19 protein-coding genes and 1 pseudogene are annotated in these 24448 nt (G+C 69.1%); 4 read left to right on the top strand and 16 right to left on the bottom strand.

The window, feature by feature from the left end:
• Nucleotides 1-14 precede the first annotated feature (14 nt).
• Nucleotides 15-377 carry a CYTH domain-containing protein gene (locus Q9246_RS17575; RefSeq protein WP_306391949.1) on the top strand — a complete coding sequence of 121 codons (363 nt, stop codon included), beginning with the start codon at nucleotides 15-17 and terminating at the stop codon, nucleotides 375-377.
• A 30-nt stretch (nucleotides 378-407) separates the two neighbouring features.
• Here the strand turns inward: Q9246_RS17575 and Q9246_RS17570 are convergent, their stop codons facing one another.
• The 4 genes from Q9246_RS17570 to Q9246_RS17555 all read right to left on the bottom strand — a co-directional run bounded on the left by Q9246_RS17570 (nucleotide 408) and on the right by Q9246_RS17555 (nucleotide 7206).
• Entirely contained in the window at nucleotides 408-1313 is a 906-nt protein-coding gene (locus tag Q9246_RS17570; protein WP_306391948.1) for a carbohydrate kinase family protein, read from the bottom strand.
• A gap of 154 nt (nucleotides 1314-1467) precedes the next feature.
• Nucleotides 1468-2700 carry an AGE family epimerase/isomerase gene (locus Q9246_RS17565; protein ID WP_306391947.1) on the bottom strand — a complete coding sequence of 411 codons (1233 nt, stop codon included), beginning with the start codon at nucleotides 2698-2700 and terminating at the stop codon, nucleotides 1468-1470.
• 22 nt (nucleotides 2701-2722) lie between these two features.
• Nucleotides 2723-3709, bottom strand: coding sequence for a LacI family DNA-binding transcriptional regulator (locus Q9246_RS17560; protein WP_306391946.1), 987 nt, complete (start codon nucleotides 3707-3709; stop codon nucleotides 2723-2725).
• Nucleotides 3710-3888: 179 nt separating this feature from the next.
• Nucleotides 3889-7206 carry a GH92 family glycosyl hydrolase gene (locus Q9246_RS17555; protein ID WP_306391945.1) on the bottom strand — a complete coding sequence of 1106 codons (3318 nt, stop codon included), beginning with the start codon at nucleotides 7204-7206 and terminating at the stop codon, nucleotides 3889-3891.
• A gap of 207 nt (nucleotides 7207-7413) precedes the next feature.
• On the opposite strand from Q9246_RS17555, the gene Q9246_RS17550 reads away from it, so the two are divergent.
• Nucleotides 7414-8538, top strand: a complete 1125-nt coding sequence (locus Q9246_RS17550; RefSeq protein ID WP_306391944.1) for a metallophosphoesterase — start codon at nucleotides 7414-7416, stop codon at nucleotides 8536-8538.
• Between the two features lie 8 nt (nucleotides 8539-8546).
• Here Q9246_RS17550 and Q9246_RS17545 read toward each other — a convergent pair whose 3' ends face one another.
• Complete coding sequence (locus Q9246_RS17545; protein WP_306391942.1) at nucleotides 8547-10874, bottom strand: FG-GAP-like repeat-containing protein; 2328 nt, start codon at nucleotides 10872-10874, stop codon at nucleotides 8547-8549.
• A gap of 144 nt (nucleotides 10875-11018) precedes the next feature.
• Between Q9246_RS17545 and Q9246_RS17540 the strand changes: the two genes are divergently transcribed.
• On the top strand, nucleotides 11019-13337 hold the full coding sequence (locus Q9246_RS17540; protein WP_306391941.1) for a putative bifunctional diguanylate cyclase/phosphodiesterase: 2319 nt from the start codon (nucleotides 11019-11021) through the stop codon (nucleotides 13335-13337).
• Nucleotides 13334-14245: a phosphate/phosphite/phosphonate ABC transporter substrate-binding protein gene (locus Q9246_RS17535; RefSeq protein ID WP_306391940.1), complete on the top strand. Its 912-nt coding sequence runs from the start codon at nucleotides 13334-13336 to the stop codon at nucleotides 14243-14245. Before Q9246_RS17540 ends, Q9246_RS17535 begins: the two co-directional genes overlap by 4 nt.
• Here Q9246_RS17535 and Q9246_RS17530 read toward each other — a convergent pair.
• From Q9246_RS17530 to Q9246_RS17485, 11 genes and pseudogenes are all read right to left on the bottom strand, one after another.
• On the bottom strand, nucleotides 14242-16692 hold the full coding sequence (locus Q9246_RS17530; RefSeq protein ID WP_306391939.1) for a xanthine dehydrogenase family protein molybdopterin-binding subunit: 2451 nt from the start codon (nucleotides 16690-16692) through the stop codon (nucleotides 14242-14244). The genes Q9246_RS17535 and Q9246_RS17530 overlap by 4 nt on opposite strands.
• Nucleotides 16689-17186 (bottom strand): (2Fe-2S)-binding protein, encoded by a 498-nt coding sequence (locus Q9246_RS17525; RefSeq protein WP_306391938.1) that lies wholly within the window; start codon nucleotides 17184-17186, stop codon nucleotides 16689-16691. Before Q9246_RS17525 ends, Q9246_RS17530 begins: the two co-directional genes overlap by 4 nt.
• A 28-nt stretch (nucleotides 17187-17214) precedes the next feature.
• Nucleotides 17215-18096 carry an FAD binding domain-containing protein gene (locus tag Q9246_RS17520; protein WP_306391936.1) on the bottom strand — a complete coding sequence of 294 codons (882 nt, stop codon included), beginning with the start codon at nucleotides 18094-18096 and terminating at the stop codon, nucleotides 17215-17217.
• Nucleotides 18097-18179: 83 nt separating this feature from the next.
• Nucleotides 18180-18899, bottom strand: a complete 720-nt coding sequence (locus tag Q9246_RS17515; RefSeq protein WP_306391935.1) for an ABC transporter ATP-binding protein — start codon at nucleotides 18897-18899, stop codon at nucleotides 18180-18182.
• Complete coding sequence (locus Q9246_RS26575) at nucleotides 18892-19050, bottom strand: ABC transporter ATP-binding protein C-terminal domain-containing protein (RefSeq protein ID WP_422802391.1); 159 nt, start codon at nucleotides 19048-19050, stop codon at nucleotides 18892-18894. The genes Q9246_RS17515 and Q9246_RS26575 overlap by 8 nt, the downstream gene beginning before the upstream one ends.
• Before the next feature lie 147 nt (nucleotides 19051-19197).
• A pseudogene (locus Q9246_RS26570) lies at nucleotides 19198-19596 on the bottom strand (ATP-binding cassette domain-containing protein); the annotation flags it as partial.
• A gap of 65 nt (nucleotides 19597-19661) precedes the next feature.
• Entirely contained in the window at nucleotides 19662-20690 is a 1029-nt protein-coding gene (locus Q9246_RS17505; RefSeq protein WP_306391933.1) for a branched-chain amino acid ABC transporter permease, read from the bottom strand.
• Nucleotides 20687-21595, bottom strand: coding sequence for a branched-chain amino acid ABC transporter permease (locus Q9246_RS17500; RefSeq protein WP_306391932.1), 909 nt, complete (start codon nucleotides 21593-21595; stop codon nucleotides 20687-20689). Before Q9246_RS17500 ends, Q9246_RS17505 begins: the two co-directional genes overlap by 4 nt.
• A 13-nt stretch (nucleotides 21596-21608) precedes the next feature.
• Nucleotides 21609-22784, bottom strand: coding sequence for an ABC transporter substrate-binding protein (locus Q9246_RS17495; RefSeq protein WP_306391931.1), 1176 nt, complete (start codon nucleotides 22782-22784; stop codon nucleotides 21609-21611).
• 83 nt (nucleotides 22785-22867) lie between these two features.
• On the bottom strand, nucleotides 22868-23365 hold the full coding sequence (locus tag Q9246_RS17490; protein WP_422802331.1) for an SRPBCC family protein: 498 nt from the start codon (nucleotides 23363-23365) through the stop codon (nucleotides 22868-22870).
• Nucleotides 23366-23406: 41 nt separating this feature from the next.
• Nucleotides 23407-24429, bottom strand: coding sequence for an asparaginase (locus Q9246_RS17485; protein WP_306391930.1), 1023 nt, complete (start codon nucleotides 24427-24429; stop codon nucleotides 23407-23409).
• Nucleotides 24430-24448 lie beyond the last annotated feature (19 nt).

Here is a 24448-nt window from a genome sequence, read left to right as displayed (position 1 = left end):
CGACGGGAGAAAGAATGCGCTACCTGGCCTGCCTGCTGCTGCTTCTTTGTTCCGCCGCGCACGGTTCCGACACGCCAGCCTCGGGCACGTTCAGCAATGCCCGCGGCGATGCCCCGGATGGCAGGTACAATCTGGTGGTGACGATGACGGACGAAGGACAGCAGTTCTTCGTCCAGTGTTTCAGGAACGGCGAACCGGCCTTTGGCACGATCACCAATCTGCCGGGCAGGCGGGTCGTCGCCGACGTGGACGCGGGGCCTGGCTGCCCGGGACGCAAAGTCCGGATCCGGCTGGACTATGAAGAGGCCTATATCGAGGTCAAGGGGAAGCTGGTGGCCTTGCCGCGCGCGGAGATCGTGATTCCGATTGTGCCGTAAGGCGACGCGGGAGGCTGCCGGGTCGACGCATCACGCAACTTCTCCTTCGAGCACTGCGAACAACTGTCGCATGGTTGCCGGCGCCGGCGGCGTGGCGCCCGACTGCAGGCAGGCGGCTGAACCCGCGGCCAGCGCCGCATGCAGGTGCGATTGCAGGCTGCGGCCCGGATGGCGCGCCAGGCTGTGCAGCAGGCCGGCGGCGCTGGCGTCGCCGGCGCCCACCGTGTCCACCACCGCCACCTGCGGCGCCGGCGCGTCGCAGCGCTCCTCGCCGCGGAACAGACTGGCGCCCTGGCCCCCGCGCGTCAGCAGGCAGCAGGCGGCCGGATTGAAACCGCGCAGGCGCGCCAGCGCGGCGTCCAGGCCCAGGCCGGGGAATAGCCCGCGCAAGTCGTCGTCCGACACCTTGACCAGGTCGGCCAGCGAGGCCATCGCCTCCAGCGTTGGCGTATAGCGTTCGTCCATCAGGTTGCGGTAGTTGGGATCGTAGCTGATCCTGACCCCATAGGCCTTGAGCCGCCGTGCCAGCGCCACCAGCCTGCCGGCCAGCGGCGCGCGCGCCAGGCTGATGCCGCCGAAGTGCGCCCAGCGCAGGCCGTCGGCCCAGCCGGCCGGAAACAGACCTGGGTCGAAGTGCAGGTCGGCGCTGTCGTCGCCGATGAAGAAGTAGCGCGGCGGCTCGCCCTGCTCCACCACGGCCAGCAGCGGCGAACGGTCGACCCGCTGCAGCAGCCGCGTATCCAGGCCGACCGCCTCGCTGGCCGCCCACAGGGCGTCGCCGAAACGGTCGCGGCTGATGGCGCCGGCGAAGGCCGTCGGCTCGCCCAGCGCCGCCAGCGCGCGCGCCACGTTCCAGGTCGAGCCGCCCACGCGGCTCACCCACCGCCCGCCGCCCTGGTCGATCATGTCGGTCAGCGCCTCGCCGGCGCACAGCATGAAGGGCGGATCAAGAGCCTTTCCCGGTAGGTGGGGGGAAGCTGATGGTGATGCATGGCTGGCGTGGGCAAGGCGCGAGGAGGCCGCATGGCGAGCCATGCAACGACGAGCAACGCAGCACACGCCTGCCAGGCGCGCCAGGAGCGACTCCCACCTACCGGGCTAGGCTCTCAGCACCGGCGCCGTCCTCCAGCACGGCCACGATGTCGTAGACGGCGCCCATGGTGTGGTAATCGACCTTGCCGGCCGGGCTCTTCTCGTCGCTGAGCTTGCGGTTCTCGCGGTCCAGGATGCGGTACCAGGCGCCATGCTGGTGGTCGACGAAATGGGTCCAGCTGTATTGCCACAGGCGGTCGTACCAGGTCCAGTATTCGGCGTTGCCGGTGCGCGCGGCCAGCATGGCGGCAGCGGCGGCGCTTTCGGCCTGCACCCAGAAATACTTGTGCGCGTCGCACACCGTCAGGTCGGGCGCCAGCGAATAGCACAGGCCACCGTGTTCGCCGTCCCAGCCCTTCTCCACCGCTACCCCGAACAGCTTTTCGGCGGTCGGCAGCAGCCAGTCGAGGTCCTTGTCCAGTACGCCCTTCGCGCGCGCTTCCAGCAGCAGGAGCAGCTTGGCCCATTCGGTGAAGTGGCCGGGCTGGTAGCCCCAGGGACGGAACAGGTTCTCCGGATCGTCGATATTGAATTTCCAGTCCGGCTGCCAGGCAGTGTCGTAGTGTTCCCAGACCAGGCCACCACAGCGCGCCGCCTGGCGCTGGGTGATGTTCCAGGCCACGGTATACGCGCGCTCCAGGTAGCGCTGTTCGCCGGTTGCGGCATGGGCCGCCAGCAGCGCCTCGCAGGCGTGCATATTGGCGTTCTGGCCGCGGTAGGTCGACAGCACGCGCCAGTCCTGGCTCGCCTCGTCGGCGTACAGGCCGTCGTCCGGGTTCCAGAAACGCCTTTCCATCAGGTCGAAAGCCTCGCCGATCCAGGGGCGCGCCTCGTCCAGGCCGGCCATCGCGGCGTGGGCATAGGCCAGCAGCACGAAGGCTTCGCCATAGGCGTGCTGGGTGCCGTCCTCGATCTCGCGGCCATCGAGCATCCAGGCATAGCCGTCGCCATCCAGAGCGCGGTGCGCCTCGCGCACGAAGGCGACCGCGTGCGTCAGGCCCGCGAGATAGGCCGGGTCCCGGAACTGGCGGTAGGCCATGGCATAGGTGAACACGAAGCGGGTGCTGCTGACCAGGTGGCGGTGGCTGGCATCGTAGACCGCGCCGTCGTCCTTGAAATAGTGGTACATGCCGCCGGCGGGGTCGAGCGCGCGCGGGTGATAGAAGCGCATCGTGTGGCGCGCATGGTCGAGCAGCACGTCCGGGCTGCGAAAATTCGGGTAGTTGGTCATGGTGGCGGCTGGAAGTGGTGTGCTAGTCGTCGTAGCTGCTCTCGCGCACGATCATCTCGACTGGCAGGGTTATCTGGGAGGGGTTGTCGTCCGGTTTGTGCAGGAGCGATTCGACCCCGGTCCGCCCCAGCGCTTCCTTGTCCACGTGGACCGTGCTGAGGGGCGGAATGGCGGCCAGGGAAGCGGCGATATCGTCGAAACCGACGATGGCGAGGTCGTAGGGGATCTTGAGCCCCTCGGCCAGGCAGAACTTCATGGCCGCCAGCGCCGTGCTGTCGTTGTAGCAGAACAGCGCGTCCGGCCGTTTCGGAAGGTCCAGCAGGCTGCGCATGGCCTCGACCACGCCTTCCTCGCCTTCGCCCATGGTCGGCACGATCACTTCGAGGGACGGGTCGGCGTGCATCCTGGCGTCGAACAGCGCCTGGCGGAAGCCCCGGTTGCGCTGCTGGATGCTGTAGTGGGCCAGGGAGCCGGACAGCATCGCGATGCGCTTGCGGCCGCAGCGCAGCAGGTGCTGGGTGGCCAGGTAGCCGCCGCCCATATTGTCCGGATTGATCGAGGTGAAGCCACGCCGGTGCATGTCCACCAGCACCATCGGCTTGCCGGTCTGCCGCAGGGCGCCCAGGACCTCGGGCTCGAAGAAGCCGGCGCACAGGATCGCGTCGGGCTGGTGCAGGCGCAGCTGTTCCAGCACCGGCTCGGCGGGGCCGACCACGATCAGCGACAGGGCGATGCCCTCGCGCCGGCAGGCTTCCTCGGCGCCGTGCAGCACCGGCGTAAAGAACGGGCTGGAGGTGAGCGTGTTGTGCTGGCTGTGCAGCAAAAAGGCGATGCGGCGGATGCGGCCCTTCTTGAGCAGCGAGAAATCGTAGCCCAGCCGCAGCGCCGCCTCGCGCACCACGCCGCGGGTGGCCTCGGTCATGCCGCCCTGGTTCTTGAGGGCGCGCGAGACGGTGCCGATCGACAGCCCGGTCGCGCTGGCGATGTCGCGCAGGGTGACCTGGCTCACGGCCGCACCCGCGGCATCGAAATCCTGTCCATCATTGGTCTGTCGGTCCTTGGTTTAATAAACGCCTGTCGAAGCGTCGATTCGAGCTGGATTTATAGCAGCCGCGTTTTGGCACCGTCAACCAGGGCAGGTAAAACCGGGCATGTTTTAGCGGTTTTTAGTAAACACTGATCGCACCGCTATCCACCCTGCCCGGCTTCCAGCAGCTCCAGTTCGCCCAGCTCGAACGCCGCATCCTGGGCGAAGCGCAGGCGGTATTCGCGGTAGGCCCCCGGGGTGGCGACGCCGAACGGCCGCAACTGGCGCTCCCAGTCGAAGGCCTCGTCCTCGCGCCGGTCGAGCGCCACCCAGCCGCCCTCGCCGTCGCGGCCTTCGAGCGTCCAGCTCACCTTGCCCAGCGGCGCCTTGCCAGCGGTGATCGTGTAGTAGCCGATCGTGGCCGGTTTCGTGAGCGCGAAGCCGATGCTGGCCCTGGCCGGCAGCGCCGCGGTCGTCGCCGCATCGTCATCGACCAGCGCGCCATTGGCGCCCTTGCCGTCCAGCGTGAGCGTGGCGCCCTTGCTGCGGTCGAGCAGGCCGGCGGGACGCTGGCCGGCAGCGGTCATCGACGCCGGCAAGGCCTTGGCCTCGCTGCCCCAGGTCGACGGCTGGCTGCCCATCGTGAATTCCAGGGTGGCGCCATTGGCGATGTCGGCGTGGCGGATCCACGGCTGGTTCCAGGGCCGGCCGTCGACCTTCAGCGACTGCACGTACACATTGTCCGGGCCGTTGCCGTGGGCGATAACGGTCAGGGTGCGGCCATTCTCGAGCTTCACCTCGGTGCGCGCGAAGGCCGGCGAACCGATCACGTATTCGGGAGACCCCATCCGCAGCGGATACAGTCCCAGCATCGCGAAGGTGTACCAGGCCGACATCTCGCCATTGTCCTCGTCGCCCGCATAACCCTGGCCGATCTCGCTGCCCAGGTACAAGCGGCGCAGCGCCTCGCGGGTGATGCGCTGGGTCTTCCACGGCTGGCCGGCGGCGACGTACATCCAGGGGATATGGTGGGCCGGCTGGTTGCTGTGGGCGTACATGCCCATGCGGACGTCGCGCGCCTCGGTCATCTCGTGGATCACCTGGCGGTAGCTGCCGGCGAATTTCGCCTCGGCCGTCTCCTGGCTCGCGAAGAACTCGTCGAGCCGGCCGGCCAGCGCCTGGCGCCCGCCCATCAGGCTCGCGAGACCCTCGGCGTCGTGCGGCGCGGTGAAGGCGAAGGTCCAGGCATTGGCCTCGGTATAGTCGCCGCCCCAGCGGCGCGGCTCGAATTCCCGCGCCGGCACCCGCCATTGACCCTGGGCGTCGCGGCCGCGAAAGAACCTGGTCGCCGGATCGTACACATGCACGTAGTCGGCGGCGCGAGCCCGGAAATACGCGGCTTCGTCGCGGTAGCGGCGCCCGCGCCCGCTGTCCTTGCCCTCCTCGTTCGCCAGCGCCGTGGCCAGCTGCGACAGGCCGAAGTCGTTCAGCGCGCCTTCCAGCGTCCACGACATGCCTTCGTGGACCGAGGTGTCGGCATAGCCGCGGTACATCGAGCGCGCCAGGCCCTTGCGGCCGACGTTCGAGACCGGCGGCACGGCGGTCGCGTTCTTCAGCGCCGCCTCGTAGGCCTGGTGCGCATCGAAGCCGCGCACGCCCTTGAGCCAGGCATCGGTGAACGCCACGTCGGAACTGGTGCCCACCATCAGGTCGGCGTAGCCCGGCGACGACCAGCGCGCCACCCAGCCGCCGTCGCGGTACTGCTGCAGGAAGCCGTCGATCATTTCGCCGGTACGCTGCGGCGCCAACAGGGCATACGCCGGCCAGGTGGTGCGGAAGGTGTCCCAGAAGCCGTTGTTGACGTAGACCTTGCCGGGCAAGACAGGCGCCGAAGTCTTCGCCACGTCGCCTCCAGCCTGGTCCCTCGACCAGCTGCTCTGGTCGGCGTGGCGCCAGTCGGGCCGGGCGGCGGTGCCGACGTTTTCATGGGCGACGTTCGGGTACAGGAACAGGCGGTACAGGTTCGAATAGACGGTCGTCAGCTGGTCTGCGCTGGCGCCCTGCACCCGCACCCGCTCCAGCTCCTTGTCCCAGGCCGCCTGGGCACGCTCGCGCACGGTGTCGAAGCCGGCGTCGCCAAGTTCCAGCTCGAGGTTGCGCTGCGCCTGCTCGACCGAGATCAGCGAGGTGGCGATGCGCATGCGCACCTCGCCCTTGTCGGCGTCGAACTTGATATAGCCGGTCGGGCGACCGGTCTCGATCGCGCCGCTGTCCTGCCAGCGCTGGTCGAAGCGCGCGAACACGAACATGCGGGTGGCGCCGTTCGACAGCCGGCTCCTGATATCGGTATAGCCGCGCAGGGTTTGCGTGGCCGCGTCCAGGGTCAGGCCGCCCCGGTCGTCGACGTTATCGAACAGCAGGTTGGCGTCGCCCTGTTTCGGGAACTGGAAGCGGAAGATCGCCGCGCGCTCGGTCGGCGCCAGTTCGGCGCGGATGCCGTTGTCGAAGTCCACCCGGTAGGTGTACGGGCGCGCCAGCTCGCGGTCGTGCGAGAACGGCAGCGCGCGGCGCTGGCGGTCGGCGTCGGGCCGGCCTTGCGCGCCGGACGGCATGACCTGGAAGGTCTGGCGGTCGGCCATCCAGGGACTCGGCTGGTGGCTGAGCGAGAGCGCCTGCAGGCGCGGGCGGTTGTCGGCATCATTCTGCTCGTTCCAGCGGTACAACCAGTTCAGGGTGCCGGCGTCGGTGGCCGGGGTCCAGAAATTGAAGCCATGCGGCATGGCCGTAGCGGGGATGTTGTTACCGCGCGAGAAAGTGCCGTTGGCCTGGGTGCCGCGCGTGGTCAACACATGGTCGGACAGGCGGGCTGTCCTGGCGAGCGGCTGCTCCTTGATCTCGACATCGTCGATCCAACCGCTGGCGCCGCCCTTGGCGCTCGGCCGCAGTTCCAGTTCGATCGCCTTGATGCGCCGCCCTTCCAGTTCGCCCAGGCGCACCGCCTTGCGCGCCCACTGCTGCGGATACAGGGTCTTCGACTGTCCCTGGGCCAGGGCGCCAAGGCGCACGCCGTGGTGGTCGCGCAAGTCCAGGCTCGACACGCGACGGCCGTCGTCCAGCACCAGGTCGAGCGACACATGGGTGGAGGTGTCGATGTCGCCATCGACGATCTCGGGCAGCACCATCCACGACAGGACCGTATCAGGCCTGACCTCGATATCGACCTCCCACAGCCGCAGGCGGCCGCCCTGTCCATCCGCGCGGTAGTGCAGCGCCTGCAATCCGGTATACGCCGCATTCTTCTTGGCCGCGTAGGGGCGTTCGGGGCCGCTGCCCGGCGCGACCTTCACGCCCTCGCCCGCAAGCGTCGCCGGCGCTGGCTGGCCGGCTTCGAACGAGGTGGAAAAGCGCGCTTCGGCGGCATTGGCGGCGCCGCTCGCGAACAGCAGCGCCAAGGTCGATACGAGGGTGTGCTTCTTCATGTAATGGGCTGCTCCTGGGGTGTTGGCTCGGTGACGCGCACTGTAGCGATTTATACAAAGGAAAAAACGGCTGCTCAACCGCCATGAACGGATCTGGAGAAGTTTAGTTCGTTTTACTAAACTGGAACGAATCGCGTCAGCGCGTCTCCCCGGCGCCAACTGCGTTATCATCGCGGCGACTCAACAAGAAACCAGAGTGCCGTCCCCGTGTTCTTCCCCTATGTTTACGCCGCCTACCTCTACCTCGTCCTGCGCCTGATCGTTCCGCTTCCCCTGCACCGCTACACCCGCATCGGATTGGGCCTCGCCCTGCTGCTGGTCTGCCAGCACCACATGATCCAGCGCTGGGTGTTCGGCACCATGTACTCGCCCGAGATCCCGCGCATCTTCATCGTCGCGCTGGGCTGGCTGTACTGCAGCTTCCTGCTGGCGTTCCTGCTGCAGCTGGTCGCCGACCTGGGCCTGCTGGCCGCCTGGGCGCTACGGCGCGGGCGCGCCATCGATGGGCGCGTGACGCTGCGCCTGCGCTATGCGACGATCGCCGCCGGCGCCGTGCTGTCGGCCATCGGCGTGGGCCAGGCCATCCAGGTGCCCGAGGTGCGCCGGGTCGAGCTGGCGATCCGCGACCTGTCCGCTGGCCTCGACGGATACCGGATGGTGCAACTGACCGACATGCACATCAGCCGCCTGATGCATGAGGACTGGGTGAGCGCGGTGGTCGAGCGCAGCAATGCCCTGCGGCCCGACCTGGTCGTGATCACCGGCGACCTGATCGACGGCTCGCCGCAGGCGCGCGCGCGCGACGTCGCGCCGCTGGCCGATTTGGCAGCACGCCACGGCGTCATCGCCAGCCTCGGCAACCACGAATATTATTTCGGCGCCGAGCGCTGGGCCCGCACCTTCGAAGGGCTCGGGATGCGGGTGCTGGCCAACCGCCACGTAACGATCGAGCACGGGGGCGGCAGGCTCACGGTGGCCGGGGTGACCGACCGGGTGGCGCCGCGCTTCGGCATGGAAGGACCGGACACGGCGCGCGCGCTGGCCGGGGCGCCGGATGCGCCAGTAATCCTGCTCAGCCACCAGCCGATCGGCGTGGACGGCAATGCCGCCGCCGGCATCGACGTCCAGCTATCCGGCCACACCCATGGCGGCATGATCCGCGGTGTCGACCAGGTCGTGAAGCGCGCGAACGGCGGCTATGTGTCGGGCAGCTACCGCATTGGCGGCATGCAGCTCTATGTCAGCAACGGCACCGGACTGTGGAACGGGTTCCCGATCCGGCTGGGCGTGCCGGCCGAGATCACGGAATTCGTCCTCAGGCCGGCGCCCTGATCGACGCATCAGCGCGTCCGCTTCTCCAGCTTCGGCACCGGCGGCAGCGACGCGCGGTGCTTGTTGATATCGCTGAGCAGCAGGCGCGCCTGCGTGCCCCAGCCGCCGATGAAGACGTCATCCCTGCCGTCGCCATCGAGGTCGCCGCGTCCCATGCTCCAGCTGCGGCCGACGGTCACGCCGGGCAGCACGGACAGGGTCACGTCCTTGAAATTGCCCTTGCCGTCGTTCTGCCAGGCGCGCGCCTGCAGCGGGACGAAGCCCGGCACCTGGATCGCGCCCACCAGCAGGTCCGGCGCGCCGTCGCCGTTGAAGTCGACCACCGTCCCGGCCCAGCTCGAGAAAGTATGGGCCGGTAGCCGGGCGGCGGTCTCGTCGCGGTAACGGCCCTTGCCGTCGTTGACCAGCAGCCGGGTCTGCGGGTCCTTCTCCCAGCCGGCGTTATTGCTGGTGATATTGAAGAACACGATATCGAGCTTGCCGTCGCCGTTCGCGTCCAGCACGTGCACTTCGCGGGTCTCCATCGGCACCGTCAGCTCGAGCCGGTGCGACTCGTCCCTGAATCGTCCCTTGCCATCGTTGATCAAGAGCCGGTTCGGCTGGCTGGGGCTGGCCAGCACCAGGTCGAGGTGGCCGTCGCCATCCATGTCGGCCAGCACCGCGCCTTCGGTCTGGTCGTTCGCCTGCGGCAGGTGGGTCGCGGAGGCATCGATAAAATGGCCGGGTCGTTTGGGGTCGTTCAGGAACAGCAGGTTTTTCGCCGGCACCTCCTTGCCGCCGCCCGCCTCGCCGGTGCTGCCGATGAAGATATCGGGCAGGCCGTCGCCATCGACGTCGCCGACCGCGAGCGCATTGCCCTGGCTATGGGCCGGCAGGCGCGCGCTGGCGTCGAGGAAGCCGCCCTTGCCGTCGCCCAGGTAGAGCTGGTGCCGTTCATCCGCCTCGGCCACGAACACCACGTCCATATGGCCGTCGCGGTTGAAGTCGGCGGCGCGCACGTGTTCGCTGTCGTGCATGCGGGTGCCGAAGGCGTCCGGCACATAGGCCAGCTTGCCGCCGCCATCGTTGCGGTACAGGCGATTGACGCCATGTTCCACCGAGACCACCACGTCCAGGTCGCCGTCGTGGTCGACGTCGATGAAGACCGAATCGGTCGCGTGCAGGGCCGGGGCCACCGGCACATTGGGCAGGGTGGCGTCGATCCAGCCCGAACCCGGCGCTTCGGGGATCAGCGCGAAGGCATCGTAGGCGGGGTCGCGCGCGGACCCACGATTCACGCCCGCACCGGGCTGGAAACTCCAGAGATCGTCGAGCTCCGGCCCACCGCCGCGATTGCCGCTGCCGGCCGCGATGTATACCTGGCCGCCCAGCATGGCGGCCTGGGTGCCGTGGCGGCCGACCGGCATGGCGGGCAGCGACTGCCAGCGGGCGGTTTTCGGATCCCAGGCCTCGACCTCGCGATGGGCCGGCTCCTGTTTCAGGCTTTCGCCGCCCATCACCACCAGCTTGCCGTCGACGACGGCGCTGGCCGTCCCCGCTCGTTCGGTCGGCAGCGGCGCCGGGAGCGTGCTCCAGCGCCGCGCCCGGATATCGTAGACGTCCACCTCGCCCACGGTCTGCGCCAGGGCATTGCCCAGGTCATGTGCGGAGCGGCGCCCGCCGGCCGCGTACAGCTTGCCGTCGATGACGGCAGCGTGGAAGTGGTCGCGCGCATGCGGCGCATCGGGCAGCTCGGTCCAGCGCCCACTGGCCGGGTCGAAGGCGTCGAGCCAGGCGACGTAGCCGCTCATGTGGCCGCGGCGATTGCCGCCGACCAGGTAGATCGTCCCCTCGTGCACCGCCACGCCGCTGGCGCCGCGCCGCCGGTGCGGCGGGATCTCGGGGCCCTTGCTCCAGCGGTCGGCCACGGGATCGTAGATCAGGATATCGGGCACCGGCGCCTCTTCAGGGAACTTGCCGGTCAGCGCGCCCAGTACGTACAGCTTGCCCCCGAATTCGACGCCCTGCAGGTGGTGGATCTCGAACGGCGGCTGCTCGCCCTGGGTCCACCGTCCGGTCTTCGGGTCGTGGATGTCGAGCGGCCGCTCGCCACGGCCGCCGACGAGGATCAGGCGCCCGGCCACCGCCACGAAGCCATTCTCGTGGCGCGCGGTGGGCCGGGACCGCATCTCTTGCGAATACTGCTGCTGGCGCCATTGCGGCGCCGCGGCCTCTGGCGGCGTCGGGACCTGTGCATGGGCGGCCTGGCCGGCCATCGTGGCCGCGGCCAGCCCGATGGCGCCGGCGAACCGGATCCAGTGGGTGCTGCGCGGCGCGGCGCAAGAGTCGAGCGTCATCGATGCGATCCTCCATTCACGGCGAACGGGCAGGATAGCAGACTCGGTAAATGGCACGCGACGCGCAATGTCATCGCCATGTCACGACACTGTCACATGACATCGATAGCATGGGTCCATTTGCTTATGTAATACGACAGCCCGGTGCCCGCCTCCACCCCTTCCCTGATCGCCAGCCTGCACCGCCGCGTCCTGTCGCTGGTCAGCCCCAATGCCCTGCTGCCCATGACCTGCATCCTGGGCTGCACGATCGTGATCTCGGTCTGGCTGTTCTACTTCGACCGCGCCGAGCAGGAAAAGACCGTCGCCCGCCAGGCGGCGATCACCAGCAGCGAAAACATCGTCCTCATCGTGGCCACGAATCTCGAGGAAGTGCTGGGCCGGGCGACGCTCTACGCGCGCATTGCCGGCGGCGACGGCGAGCGTCTCCAGACCACCGCCGCCCACCTCAATCCCCAACTGGTCGGCGATTCGGCCTATGTGCGCGCCGCGGTATTCGACGGCGCCGGCGCCCTGCTGTACTCGTCCGCCCGCCAGGAACGCGAACCGGAACTGCAGGCGCTGCTGGCGCGCGCGCTGGCCCAGCCGGGCGAAGCGCCGGCGCTGTCGATCGGGCATCCGGCGGCGGGCGGCAAATACCCCTGGCGCCTGCCGGTCCTGGTGCGCCTCGATGGCGACGGCGCCGCAATCCGGGGCTACTACGGCGCGATGGTCGACCTGGGATATTTCTTGGGCAGCTACCGCAACGTCGACCTCGGCCCGGAGGGACGCATCGAGATCGTGCACCGGGATGGTCAGCCATTGGCCATCATGCAGGGCGGCATCCTGCTGCCTGCCGGCGGTCACGCGACCGCGCCGGGGTCGACGCCAGGGGCTGTACCAAGCGCGATCGTCGCCCGCGAAATCCTGGCCGACATCCCGATCCGGGTCACGGTGGTCCAGGATCCGGCCGTCGTGCTGGGCCGGCTGGACGCGCAGCACCAGACTTATTTCGTGCGCGCCGGCGCCTATTCGCTGCTGGTGCTGGCGGTTACCATCGGCATCGCTGCCGGCCTGTGGCGCCAGCAGCGGCTGCACAGCGCGGTGGCCATCTCGGAGCAGGAAAAGCAGCGCCTGATCGCCCAGCTCGAACAAGAGAAGAGCCGCGCCCTGGCGCTGGCCTCGCAAGACCACCTGACCGGCCTGGCCAACCGCAGGATGTTCCAGGAGATGGCGTCGGCGGAACTCAAGCGGGCCAGGCGCAGCCGCAACCTGTATGCCCTGCTGTTCTTCGACCTGGATCGCTTCAAGCTGATCAACGATACCCTGGGCCACGGCGTCGGCGACCAGCTCCTGAAGGCCGTGGCCGCGCGCCTGCGCGGCGCGGTGCGCGAATACGACCTGGTGGCGCGGCTCGGGGGCGACGAGTTCGTGGTCCTGCTGTCCGAAGTGCCGTCCGAGGAATTCGTCGCCCAGCTGGCCGGCAAGCTGGTGCAGCGCCTGTCCGAAGTCTACGCCGACCTCGATGGGCACGCCGTCGAGACCAGTCCCAGCGTCGGGATCGCGCTCTATCCGCGCGACGGCCAGCAGCTGGACGCCCTGCTGCTGCACGCCGACCAGGCGATGTACAGCGTCAAGGCGCGCGGGCGCGGCTTCTTCAGCTTCTACGACGCCTCGCTGAACGCCTCCAGCGCCCTGCACTCCGAACTGGCCGCGCGCTTTCGCGCCGCCATCCACGACAACGAATTCCGCCTGCACTTCCAGCCCAAGCTGGAACTCGAGACGCTGCGCATCGTCGGCCTCGAGGCCCTGGTGCGCTGGGAACACCCCGAGCACGGCCTGATCTTCCCCGGCGACTTCATCCCGCTGGCCGAGGAACAGGATTTCATCGTGCCGCTGGGACGCTGGATCATCGACGCCGTGTGCCGCCAGCTGGCGCAGTGGCGGGCCGACGGCGTGCCGCTGGTGCCGGTGGCGATCAATGTGTCGCCGCGCCAGCTGCGCGACGAGCGGCTGCTCGACGTCTTCAGCGGCGCGCTGGCCCGGCACGGTATCGCGCCCGAGCTGGTCGAGATCGAGATCACCGAGAGCAGCCTGATCGAGGATGCGGAGACCGCCCAGCGCAACCTGGACGCCCTCGCCGCGGCCGGGATCCGGATGGCGCTGGACGACTTCGGCACCGGCTTCTCGGGCCTGAGCCGCCTGAAGCAGTTCCCGATCCATGCGGTCAAGATCGACCGTTCCTTCATCAAGGACATCCGCAACGATACCAACGACGCGGTGATCGTCGCCTCGACCATCTCGCTGGCCCACAACCTGGGCCTGACCGTGGTGGCCGAAGGCGTCGAGACCAAGGACCAGCTGGTGCACCTGAAGGCCGCCGGCTGCGACCAGGTGCAGGGCTTCTACCTGCAGCGTCCCGGCGCGGCAAGCCAGATCGCGCCCCTCCTCCACAAGCAATCCCTCACCTATCAGCCGACATGACCCCCGACCCACGCCGCCGCGCCGCGATGCAGTTGCCACTCCTCGCGGCGCTCGGCGCCTGCGCTCCCAACGCGCTCGCCACCGCTTGCGAACGCCCTCAGCGGCTGCGTTTTTCGATCATCCCGCGCGGCAACGTCAAGAAAGAGCTCGCCGAGCTGCAACCGCTGCTCGACCAGTTGCGCGCGGCGCTTGGCATCCAGGTGGAAGTCTATGTCGCGCCTTCGTACGGCGCGGTGGTCGAGGCGCTGCTGTCCGGCGCGGTGCACCTGGCGCGGATCGGGCCGGCGTCCTATGTATCGGCACGGCGCGCCGACCCGCAACTGACGCCGTTCGCCAACTACGCCAACAAGGCCTCCACCTTCCAGCCCGCCGGCGCGTTCTACCATTCGCTGCTGATCGTGCGCGCCGCCAGCGGGGTCAAGGACGTGGCGACCCTGCGCGGCCAGCGCCTGGCCCTGGTCGATCCCGAGAGCACCTCGGGCGCCCTGGTCCCGCGCCACGTCTTCGCCAGGCAGGTCGGCGCGCCGCTTGAATCGTATTTCGCCCAGGTCGGCTACACTGGCAGCCACACCCAGTCGGTGAACCGGGTACTGGCAGGCCAGATCGACGCCGCCTTCGTCGGAAGCCAGAACCTGGCGACCGAAATGGCGTCCAACCCGGACCGCGAGCGGCAGATCCGGGTCGTGTGGAAGTCGACCCCGATCCCGACCGACCCCTTCGTATTCCGCGGCCAGCTGTGCGACGACCTGAAGGAAAGAATACGCGCGGCCTTCTTCAACCGCGGCGGCCCGCAAAGCGCCGACGTGCTGGACCGGCTGAACGTCGCGCGCTTCGTGCCGGTGTCGGACCAGGATTACCGGATCGTGCGCGAGCTCCACCAGGCCGACCGCGAGCAAGGGCGACGCTAGTTTTCCACGGCGCTCCCGTCGCCATCGAACGGCCGCAGCGCGACCGGCGCCATGCGGGCCTCGGGATGATGCAGCACGTCGAGCACGTGGGCCGGCGTGAACGGCTGGCGCCACACCGTTTGGGCCAGCGGCCGCAGGGCGTCGTTGACGGCGCACCAGATCGCGCCGATGGCGCCCACGGTGCCGGCCTCCCCCACGCCCTTGGCGCCCAGGCTGGTCTCGCGCTCCGGCGTGCTGACGTGGCCGACGTGAATCTGCGGCATCTCGCCCGCCATCGGGATCAGGTAATCCGCCAGCGAGGCATTGCTCATCTGCCCGGACTCGGAATAGATGCATTCCTCGAACAGCGCGGCGCCGATGCCCTGGACCACGCCGCCGCGGATCTGCTCGTCGGTGAGCAGCGGGTTGATGACCCGGCCGCAATCCTCGACCACCCACATATCGAGTACCTTCACCATGCCGGTACCGACGTCGACCTCGACGTGCGCGGCCTGGATGCCGTTGGCGGCAAAATATGGCTTGCCGATCGGGGTGTAGCTGCGCTCGACCGTCATCTCGGGGATGGCGGCCAGCTTGATCGGGATCGTGTCATAGTGGGCGAAGCGGGCGATCTCCTGCAGCGTGAACAGCTGCGCGTTGCCGGCATCGACCACCGCGCCGGCGGCAAGGCGCAGGGTGGCGGCCTCCTTGCCCGTCAGGCCAGCGGCAACCGCCAGGATGTTGGCGCGCAGATCGGCCGCGGCCAACAGCGCCGCCTCGCCCGCCAGCGCGATGCCGCGCGATGCCCAGGCCCCGCCGCCATGGGGATCGCGCCCGGTATCGCCGCCGGCGACCGCCACCAGCTCCATCGGCACCTCCAGCGCCTGGGCCACGATCTGGGTCAGCCCGGTACGCGTTCCCTGGCCCTGTTCGGTGGCGCTGGTGCGGCACACGATGCGGCCCGACGGGGCCAGGCTTAGCCGCACGCTTTCCTTGCCGGCCACGCGCACGGCGTTCGGCCCGTAGATGCTGGCGCCGACCCCGGTGAGTTCGACGAAGGTGCACAGGCCGATGCCGCGGTACACGCCGCTGGCGGCGGCATCGGCCGCGGCATCGGCCTGCGCCGCGCGCAGGCCGGGGTAGTCCATGCGCTCCAGCACCTGGTCCAGGCAGGCGTCGAGCGACAGCGGCCCCAATGGGATGCCGCCCGGCGTCAGCAGCATCGAGCCGTCGTCCGGCCGCGATGGCAGGTGGTTCAGGCGCCGCAGCGCCACCGGGTCCATGCCGATGGCGGCCGCCGCATCGTCCATCAGCTGCTCGATGACGGCATTGGCGATCGGCTGGCCAACGGCGCGGTAGGCGCCGGTCGGCACCTTGTTGACGAATGCCCCGCGCACCCGGCCGCGGAAGGCCGGCACCTGGTAGGCGGCGCCGCTCAGCGAAAAGGCCTGCAGGGCTTCGCCGGTGCTCGAGCGCGGATAGACCGAGACTGCGCCGAAGCAGAACAGCAGGTCGACGTCCAGCCCCAGGATGCGGCCGTCGGCGTCGACCGCCAGCTGCGCGTCGACGCTGGCGTCGCGCGCGTGGACGTCGGACACGAAGGATTCAAGGCGGTCGGCCTGGAACTTGACCGGACGGCCCAGCAGCACCGCGATGGCGGCCACCGCGATCTCGTCGGCATAGGCGTGCAGCTTGATGCCGAAGGCGCCGCCGACGTCCGGGCAGGCCACCCTCACCTTTTCCAGCGGCAGGTCCAGCTGTGCCGCGAAGATCTCCTGCATCTGGAACGGCACCTGGTGGGATTGCTGGATGTCGAGCTCCCCGGTGCGCCGGTCGAAGCTGGCCAGGATGCCGCGCGGCTCGAGCGGCACGCCGGTCTGGCGGCCGAACTTGAAACGCCGCGCGACCACCCGGTGGGCCCCGGCGAAGGCCACGCCGGGGTCGCCGCGCGAGGCATGCGATTCGAGCGCCAGGTTGGTCGCGATGCCCGGATGGCAGGTCGGCGCGCCCGGCGCCAGCGCGGCTTCCGGGTCGACCACCGGGTCCACTTCTTCCCAGTCGATCTCGATCGCTTCCAGCGCATCCTCGGCCTGGGCCCGGGTCGCGGCCACCACCGCCACCACCGCTTCTCCCTGCCAGTAGGCTTCGTCGATGGCCAGCGGCGTCTGGCTGGCCGAGACGTGCGTGGTTACCAGCGCCAGCCGCGTGGTCCATGGCGCGCACACGGTGGCGATGTCGGCCCCCGTCAGGACCGCGCTGACGCCCGGCATGGCCGCGGCCTGCGTCACGTCGATCGCGTGGATCCGGGCGCGCGCGAACGGGCTGCGGTAGAACACGACGTGCTGCACGCCGTGCGGCGAGAGGTCGTCCAGGTAGCGCCCGCACCCGGCGGCGAGGCGCTGGGCGTCGGGGCGCGGGACCGAGGCGCCGATCAGGCGGCCGTCCGCCTGTTCCAGCGGGCCGCTCATGGCTGGCCTCCCTGCGCCGCCAGCGCGACCGCGTCGACGATGCTCTGGTAGCCGGTGCAGCGGCAGTAGTTGCCCGAGATCGCGTCGCGAATCTCGCCGCGGCTCGGACAGGCGTTCTGGCGCAGCAGTTCGCAGGCCGTCATCAGCATGCCGGGCGTGCAGTAGCCGCATTGCAGCGCATTGCAGGCCACGAAGGCGCGCTGCAGGCCGGCGATCTCGCCCGAGTCGTTCATGCCCTCGATGGTGTCGACCGCCAGGCCATCGACCTGCACCGCCAGCATCAGGCAGCCGCGCACGACGGCGCCGTCGACGCGCACATTGCAGGCGCCGCAGACGCCCACCTCGCAGCCGACGTGGGCCGCGGTCAGGCCGAGGTCGTGGCGCAGGAAGTCCACCAGGTTGCGCCGCACCGGCACCACATGGCGCACCGGCCGGCCGTTCAGGACGAAGGAAATCCCGGCCTCCTCGACGCCAGTTTCAAGCAGATCGTTCATCGTTGTCTCCAATTGCGTGATATCCAGTTCAGTCATGCGCGGCGCCCCGGCCGAAGGTGGCGGCCAGCACCCGCCGCATCATCGTCGCCGCCTGCAAGCGCTTGACCTCGGGGCCGCCCGCATGGTTGGTGTCGGGCTCGAGTTCGCGCACCGCGGCGGCGGCAATCGCCTCGCCCAGGGCCGGCGACCAGCGCTCGCCCTCGGCGATCCGCGCCGCCGCGCCTGACACCACCGGCATGGGATCGGTGGCGAAGGTGGTCAGGCGCAGGTCGCGGATCACGCCCGCGTCGATCCTGGCGCGCAGCGCGACGCCCACCAGTGCGAAGTCGCCGTGGCGGCGGCTCAATTCGTCGAAGCCGAACACCTCGCCGGGGCGGCGGCTCGGAAACAGCACCTCGACCAGCAGCTCGTCGTCGCGGCGGGCCGTCTCGTACAGGCCCTGAAAATAGTCAGCCGCAGCGACCCGGCGCATGCCACCGTCGCGGCTTTGCAGCACCAGGGTGGCGTCCAGCGCGATGGCGCAGGCCGGCATCTCGGCCGACGGGTCGGCCAGCGCCAGGCTGCCGCAGGTGGTGCCGCGGTTGCGCACCGCCGGGTGGGCCACGTGGTGCATGGCCATGGCCACCAGCGGCACTTCGCGCGCGACGACGCTGGAGGCCGCGGTCTCGGCGTGGCGCACCAGCGCGCCGATGCGCACCAGGCCCGGCTCGGCGTCGGCCGTGATGCCCTGCAGCGCCGGGATGCGGTTGATGTCGACCAGCAGGCTGGGGGCCGACAGACGCAGGTTGAGGGTGGCGAACATGCTCTGGCCCCCGGCCAGGATGCGGGCGTCGCCGCCATGTTGCGCCAGCAGCGCGCAGGCATCGTCGACCGATGCGGGGCGCGCGTACTGGAATGCGGGAGCTTTCATGGAAATGACCTTATCTGAAAACGGTAAGGCCGCGCGCCCGTTCCGGGGCGCGCGGCCGCTTGCGGGCAAGCGCCTTCGGGAATCTATACCCCCAGGTAGCGCTCGACCAGGGCCGGATCGTCGCGCAACTGCTGCGAATCGCCGCTCCAGGCGATGCGCCCCTTCTCGATCACGAAATGGCGGTCGGCCAGCGGCAGCAGCGAACCGAGGTTCTTGTCGATCACGATCATCGACAGGCCTTCGCGCTTGAGTTCGGCCAGCGCGCGCCAGATCTCGGCGCGCACCACCGGCGCCAGGCCCTCGGTCGCTTCGTCCAGCACCAGGAGGCTGGGGTTGGTCATCAGCGCGCGCGAGATGGCCAGCATCTGCTGCTCGCCGCCGGACAGTTGCGAGCCCATGTTCTGGCGCCGCTCGGCCAGGCGCGGAAAGAACCCATACACCCGCTCCAGGTTCCAGGGGCGCCCGCCGGCGGCCGCGCCGCGCGGCGCGCGCGCAGTGGCGACCAGGTTTTCCTCGACGCTCAGGTCGGCGAAGACCTGGCGCCCTTCGGGCACCAGGCCCAGGCCGCGCCGGGCAATCTGGTACGAAGGCAGGCCGTCGACGCGCGCGCCGTCGAAATGGATGCTGCCGGCCTTGACCGGCAACAGCCCGAACAGGCACTTCACCGTGGTCGAGCGGCCCATGCCGTTACGTCCCAGCAGCGTGATCACCTCGCCGCGGCCGACCGACAGCGAGATGTCGAACAGGGCCTGGGCCTGGCCGTAGCTGGCCTGCAGGCCGTGGATTCTGAGTTGCTCAGCCATGCTTTCCTTCCTTGAAGTCGCCATCCTCGTCGCCCAGGTAGACCGCCCGCACTTCGGGATGGTTGCGGATCTCGTCCGGCGTGCCGCAGAACGCGGCCTGGCCCGTCACCAGCACCGTGATGCGGTCGGCCAGCGCGAACACCGCCGCCATATCGTGTTCGACCAGCAGCATCGAGTAGCGCCCCTTGAGCTCCTTCAGCAGCGCCACCACCGCCGCCGATTCCTCGATGCTCATGCCGGCCATCGGCTCGTCCAGCAACAGCAGCCGCGGGCGCGCCGCCAGCGCCATCGCCAATTCGAGCTGGCGCCGCTCGCCATAGCCCAGCGCCCCGGCCACCACGTGCCGGCGTCCGTGCAGGCGGGTGGCCTGCAGGCTGGCCTCGGCCTCGCGCACGGCGTCCTCGCGCCGCATCATCGAGCGCCAGAAGCCGTAGCCGCCGCCCTCGGCGCCGACCGCGGCCAGCACCGCGTTCTCGAGCACGGTGAACTCTTCGAAGATCGACGTGATCTGGTAGGAGCGCAGCAGGCCGCGGCGCGCGCGTCCATGCAGGGGCACCGCGGTCACGTCTTCGTCGCCCAGCCAGATCCGTCCGCTGTCGGGCGCCAGTTCGCCCGACAGCTGGTTGATCAGGGTGGTCTTGCCGGCGCCGTTCGGGCCGATGATGGCGTGCAGCTCGCCCGGGCGGATGTCGAGCGACACCTCGCGCGTGACGCGCAGGCCGCCGAAGCGCTTGGTCAGGTTTTCGGTGCGCAGTCCCAGCATCACTCGCCTCCTTTCGCGGACGCCACCTTGGCGCCCGGACCCGGTCCTCGATTACTTCCCGATGCGGCCAGGCCGGTCCAGCGCCCGTCGAGCCAGTGCAGGCCGCCCATCACGCCATCACGCCCGGCCAGCGCGACCAGCACGATGATCGGCCCGACCACCAGCATCCAGTGCTCGGTCTGCGACTTCATGATCTCTTCTAGGCCGATGAACAGCAGCGCGCCCAGGAAGGGACCGAACACGGTGCCCATGCCGCCGATCACCACGATCACGATCAGCTCGCCCGACAGCTGCCAGCTCATCAGGGCCGGCGAGGCATAGGCATTCAGGTTGGCCAGCAGGATGCCGGCGACGCCGCACACCATGGCCGAGACCACGTAGGCGATCAGCTGGAAGCGGCGCGCCGGAAAACCGATGGCGCTGATGCGCGCCTGGTTCTGGCGCGAGCCGCGCAGCGCCATGCCGAACGGCGCCTGGCGCACCTTGTGCATCCACAGCAGCGTGGCGGCCAGCGCGATCCAGGTCGCGTAGTACAGGGGCGTCGGCGAGCCCAGGTCGAGGCCCAGGCCCAGCTGGCTGGTGACGGCGATCGACATGCCGTCGTCGCCGCCGTAGTTCTTCAGGCTCACGAACACATAGTAGCCCATCTGCGAGAAGGCCAGGGTGATCATGATGAAGCCGATGCCGCGCGTGCGCAGGCTGATCGCCCCGGTCACCAGGCCGACGACGGCGCAGCTGACCAGCGCCAGCGCCAGTTGCGGCCAGGCCGACTCCAGCCCGTACAGCGAGGCCAGCGAGACGCAGTAGGCGCCCAGCCCGACGAACAGCGCATGGCCGAAGCCGACCAGGCCGACGTAGCCTAGCACCAGGTTGAGCGCGCTGGCCGCCAGCGCGTAGATCAGGATGCGCGTCATGAAGCCGATGTAGAAGTGCGCGTCCAGCGCGACCGCCGTCATCGGCACCAGCAGCAGGGCGGCGAGCAGCAGCATGGGCAGCCACTGGCTCGGGAAAATAGGAGCTTTGGTCATCGTTTCGCCACGAAGAGACCCTGAGGACGCCAGGCCAGGACGGCCGCCATCAGCAGGTAAATCAAAAGGGAGGCCAGCGCCGGACCGGCGGCGTCGGCCAGCTCGCGGCTGATCACCGCATTGAGCGCCAGGGGCAGGAAGGCGCGGCCCATGGTGTCGACCACGCCGACGATCAGCGCCGAGTAGAAGGCGCCCTTGACCGAGCCGATCCCGCCGATCACGATCACCACGAAGGTAACGATCAGGACCGGCTCGCCCATCCCCGCCTGCACCGACAGGATGGGCGCCGCCACCGCGCCGGACAGGCCGGCCAGCGCCGCGCCGATCCCGAACAGCATGGCATTGAGCAGCTTGATGTTGATCCCCAGGGCGCCCACCATGGCGGTGTTGTTGGCGCCGGCGCGGATCAGCATGCCCAGCCGGGTCTTGTGGATCATCAGGTAGCAGCCCGCGGCCACCGCCAGGCCGGCCACGATCACCGCGAAGCGGTACAGCGGGTACTGCAGGCCGAACAGGTCGACCGTGCCGTCCAGCAGTGCGGGAATGGCGACGAACAGCGGCTGCTTGCCCCACACCATCGATGCCAGCTCGTTGAAGAACATGATCATGCCGAAGGTGGCCAGCACGTGGCTCAGGTGGTCCTTGTCGTACAGGCGCGAGATGGCCACCCGTTCCAGCAGCATGCCGATCGCCAGGCAGCCGGCCAGCGCCGCCGCGATCCCGACCAGGAAGTTGCCGGTGCTATTGGCCACCGAGGCCGCGATATAGGCGCCCATCATGTACAGCGAGCCGTGCGCCAGGTTCACGAAACTCATGATGCCGAACACCAGGGTCAGGCCGGCCGCGAGCAGGAACAGCAGCAGGCCGTATTGCAAGCCGTTGAGGAGTTGTGCTAACAGTAGCATGCAGGCTCCCGTTTCACTTCAATGGGCAGGCGGACACATAGGCGTCCTTGTGGTTGGAAAGCGGCGTGGCCAGCAGGCGGCCGGTGAAATGCGAACCCTCCTGCACCATCTCGAAGGCGTGGTAGTCCTGGATCGGCATATTGTTGCTGTTGAAGCTGAAGCGTCCGCGCACCGACTTGAACTCGGCGCCGGCCGCCTTGACCGCGGCCGCGAACGCCGCCTTGTTGCTGGTGTCGCCCTTGACCTTGCGCACCGCGACGTCGAGCAGCATCGCCGCGTCGTAGGCGTTGGCGGCGTAGGTGCCGGGGGTGCGCTTGTACTTCGCCTCGAAGGCGCGGACGAATTTCTCGTTCTGCGGATTCTGCAGCGACGGGTTCCAGGTATTGCCGCTGACGACGCCCAGCGCGGCGTTGCGCAGCGCCGGCAGGTTGGTGCCGTCGACGGTGAAGGTGGAATACACCGGCACCGCGCCGATCACGCCGGCCTGCTTGAGCTGCTTGATGAAGTTCACGCCCATGCTGCCCGGGTAGAACACGAAGATGGCGTCCTTCTTGGCCAGCTGCAGCTGGGTGATCTCGGCCGAGTAGTCGGTCTGGTTGATCTGGGTGTAGACCTCGGCCGCCACCGCGTTCTTGTACCAGCGCTTGAAGCCGTTGATCATGTCCTTGCCGGCCTGGTAGTTGGGCGCCATCAGGTAGACGTTCTTGTAGCCCTTGTCCTGCATCAGCTTGCCGATCGCCTCGCCCGAGCCGTCGTTCGGATAGGCGATCGAGAACACGTTCGGTGCGCACTGGGCGCCGGCCATCGGCGACGGTCCGCCGGCCACCGCGATCGACACCACGCCCGAGTCCTTCAGGCGCCGCAGGTTGGCCATGATGATGTTCGAGTAGCCAAGGCCGACGATGGCATCCACGCGGTCGCGCTCGATGAACTTGCGCATCACCTGGCTGCCGATCTCCGGCTTCATCATGTCGTCGCCCTGGGTCACGGTGACGTCCTGGCCGCCGAGCTTTCCGCCCAGCTGTTCCAGCGCCAGGGAGAAGCCGTCGATGTATTCCTGTCCGTCGGCCGCCATCGGGCCGCTGAACGGGCCGGACAGGCCGATCTTGACGTCGGCCTGGGCGTGGGCCGACAGTGCTGCGAGTGCGATGGAGCAGAGTACCGAATTCATGTTGGCGAGCTTGTTCATTGTTGTACCTTTATGCTTGCTGGGAAAGTGGATACCGCGGCGCGGGCCGCGCGTGCTTGCTGCTGTTCGTCTCTGGCTGCGTGCTAGGCCCTGTTTGCCTCCAGCAGCGGTTCATCGCCTGTCTCGTCCCCTGCCGGGGTGGCGAAGTGCGCCACGAAGCGGGCGAAGAAATCGTCGGCCATCTTCCTGGCCGAGCTGTCGATCAGGCGCGCGCCGAGCTGGGCCAGCTTGCCGCCGACCTGGGCCTGCACCTCGTATTGCAGCAGGGTGCCGCCCCCTTCCGGCGGCGCCACCAGCTTCACCGTCGCACAGCCCTTGGCGAAACCGGCCATGCCGCCGCGCCCCTCGAAGCCGATCGCGTACGATTCGGGCGGCACGATATCGCTCAGGGTCATGGTGCCCTGGAACTTGGCGCTCACCGGGCCGATCTTCACCGCCATCAGCACGTCGTACACATCGGTGTCGGTCGCCTCGAGCTTCTGGCAACCGGCGATGCAACTTCGCAGCACCTCCGGCGAATTCAAGGCTTCCCATACCGCTTCCCGGCTGGCGGGCACCAGGCGTTCGCTGATCATCTCCATCGCTTATCTCCTTGACTGTTCGAGTGTGGTTCGATTGCCGGTCAATGCGCCAGCAACATCGTTTGTAATGCCGCCGCATCCAGGGCCGGCGACTGCGCGAGCAGCAGCATCAGCAGGATGCGCAGTTTTTGCGGGGTCAGGTCGCCCCCGGCCAGTATCCCGTCGCGCACCAGGAAGTCCTGCGGCGGCACCTGGCCGCGCGGCGCGCGCGCGGCCTGCACCACCGTCACGCCGGCGGCCACCGCGCGCTGCAGGGCCGCGCGCTCGCCATTGGCCGGCCGACCCGGCGCCAGGCCGATGCTGACCAGGCCGCGCACCCCGGCCTGCAGCAGGCCGTCGATGGCGGCGCCGTCGGCGCCGGCGTAGGACACCGTCATGCCCACCGCCGGCAGCGGCTGGCCAGGCGCCAGCGCCGCCGCCAGCGCACCCGGCGCGCTGCCCAGGGCCTGGCGGCGCAGCACCACGCCGCCATCGGCGTCGACCCGGCCCAGAGGACCGAAGGGAGGCGCCTCGAAGGCGTGCAGCTCGAAGCTGGCTGCCTTGGTGACGTCGCGCGCCGCGAACACCAGGCCGTCCATCACGACTACCGAGCCGATGCCGGCCGCCTGCGGCGCGGCCGCCACGGCGAGCGCGGCGCGCAGGTTGCCCAGGGCGTCGCTGCCGGAGGTGTTCTGCGGCCGCTGGGCGCCGGTCACCACCACCGGCTGGCGCAGGTCGAGCGCCAGGTGCAGGAACCAGGCCGTTTCTTCCAGCGTGGCGGTGCCGTGGGTGACCACGAAGCCGTCGATCGTGTCGTCGGCGCGCGCGGTGTCCGCGATCAGCCGCGCCAGCTCGACCCAGTCCTGGGGCACGATGCCGGTGCTGCCGATCATGCGAAAACCGACCGGCACGATGTCCACGTCGAGCCCGAGCCCGTCGATCTGCGGGATCAGGGCGTCGATCGGGTGGATCACGCCGCTCTCGCCATACTCGACCCAGTCGAAGGCATGGCGCGCCTGCATGGCAAACGTGCCGCCGGTGCCGACCACCGCGATCCGCGGCCGGCGCGCGCCTGCGGCGCACATGGGATTGATCGTCGCCGCC

The sequence above is a fragment of the Telluria beijingensis genome (assembly GCF_030770395.1).
GTDB classification, from domain to species: domain Bacteria; phylum Pseudomonadota; class Gammaproteobacteria; order Burkholderiales; family Burkholderiaceae_D; genus Telluria; species Telluria beijingensis.
The sequence above is the reverse complement of the archived record's forward strand: the minus strand, read 5'-3'. Positions and strand labels throughout refer to the sequence as shown.